The sequence below is a fragment of the Mesorhizobium sp. M4B.F.Ca.ET.089.01.1.1 genome, assembly GCF_004022605.1.
Lineage (GTDB): Bacteria > Pseudomonadota > Alphaproteobacteria > Rhizobiales > Rhizobiaceae > Mesorhizobium > Mesorhizobium abyssinicae.
On sequence record NZ_RZOS01000937.1, the window covers coordinates 1 to 983 of the forward strand.

The 983-nt window shown below is 62.6% G+C and carries 1 protein-coding gene; it reads left to right on the forward strand.

Going from position 1 to position 983, the window contains the following annotated elements; translation table 11 throughout:
• Positions 1-54: 54 nt before the first annotated feature.
• A partial coding sequence (locus EN780_RS35165) for an MFS transporter (protein ID WP_245500227.1) occupies positions 55-983 on the forward strand: 929 nt, incomplete at its 3' end.

The following is a 983-nucleotide window of genomic DNA, read 5'->3' on the forward strand; positions in this document are numbered from 1 at the left end:
AGAGTGGCTGGATCAGTTGAAGATTTGGCTGCGCCGACGACGTTTGCGCCCCTCATGCAGCCGACCTTTCGTTCGATCTGGCTCGCTACCCAGGTCTCTTCTCTCGGCTGGTTGATGCAGACTGTCGCCATCAGCTGGCTGATGGCGACGATCTCGACTTCCGATCTGATGGTTGCGCTGGTCCAGGCTTCATCGAACCTGCCCGCTTTCATCTTGTCCGTCTTCGCCGGAGCCCTCGCCGATAATTTCAGCCGTCGCAGGGTCATGTTCGTCGGCCGCTGCCTGATGGTGATAGGATCTGCAATGCTGACGGCGGTTGTGGCGCTGGGCTTTGTCAGTCCGTGGATGATCCTCGGCTTCAGCTTCCTGATCGCATGCGGGGGTGCTCTTCACGATCCCGCCTGGCAGGCCTCGGTTGGCGATATCGTCGACCGCCGCGATGTCCCGGCTGCCGTGACCCTGCTCTCCGTCGGCTTCAACACGGTCCGGACCGTGGGCCCGGCGCTCGGCGGCATCGTGGTTGCCTCGTTTGGGCTTTTGGCAGCTTTTACCGTGACCACACTCACCTATCTGGTCCCTTTGGGCACGATATGGCGCTGCAAGTGGAAGGTTCGCTCTTCGCCTCTCCCGCGCGAGTCGATGAGGACGGCGATCTATGACGGGCTGCGCTTCACGGCGATGTCTTCGGAAATCAAGGCGGCGATCGCACGCGGAACCCTGTTTGGCCTGGCAAGCATCGCCATTCTCGCACTGCTGCCGCTGGTAGTCCGCGATCATCTGGGAGGCGGACCGCTCGCCTATGGCACGCTCATGGCAGGCTTCGGGACGGGCGCCGTCTTCGCCGGCATCTCCAACGGCACATTCAGACGGAGCTTGTCGCAAGAACGTCTGATGAAGCTCGCGTGCGTCGCCTGCGCGGCCTGCTCCCTCTCCCTTGCACTGACCTCTTCGATTCCGGTGGCCGCACTTGCGCTCGCCTTGGG